Below are 727 nucleotides of genomic sequence, written 5' to 3'. Positions count from 1 at the left end.
AAACCAATTCTTCTTCTCGCTCTTATTGCATCATGTGCATCTTTTCTTATAGCCAATTTTGTTGCTCCTCAAGCACGTTTTCATATGCGACAAATGCTAGCAAATGCTCATTCTGATCTTATTAATCTTTTCATTAATGAAGGTAGCTTCCAAAAACTCGCCAATAACCTTTATATAGAAATTGGTGAACGGAATCCAGATGGAACCCTTGGGCGTCTTTTCATTGCCGATCAGCGCGATCCTAAGATCGATTTTTTTTATTATGCAACAAAAGCATCAATTGTCAGCAATAAAAGCGGCAATTTTTTAGTTCTCAATAATGGTGAAATAGAAAGGATCAATCATCAAAACGACAGTGTTTCTATTGTTCAATTCAGCTTTTATACCTTTAGCCTAAGTGAATTCATCCCCAACGATAAAACACCCACTATTTATCCAAAAGATAGACCTCTTTCTTATTTGCTAAATCCTGATCCGAAGGATCCCTACTATCAGCGCAGACCACTACAATATAGAGCTGAATTTCACCGCAGACTTACAGAATGGCTCTATTCAATTGTTTTTTCATTAATTGCATTAGCAGCAGCAAGAGATGCCCGCTCATATCGAAAAACACGTAACTTTGAAAATTTTTCTGCGATTGCCTTTTGTTTGCTCGTTTATTGGATAGGACATTTTTTCGCCGAAAAAGCAAAGAGTGATCTTGCATACGTCCCTCTCCTTTATA

At 37.0% G+C, this 727-nt stretch carries 1 protein-coding gene; it reads left to right on the top strand.

Going from position 1 to position 727, the window contains the following annotated elements:
• On the top strand, positions 1–727 hold a 727-nt coding region (locus ACFIK8_RS11390), incomplete at both ends, for an LptF/LptG family permease (RefSeq protein ID WP_375669491.1).

The sequence above is a fragment of the Bartonella sp. MR168JLCBS genome (assembly GCF_042194175.1).
The sequence above is the reverse complement of the archived record's forward strand: the minus strand, read 5'-3'. Positions and strand labels throughout refer to the sequence as shown.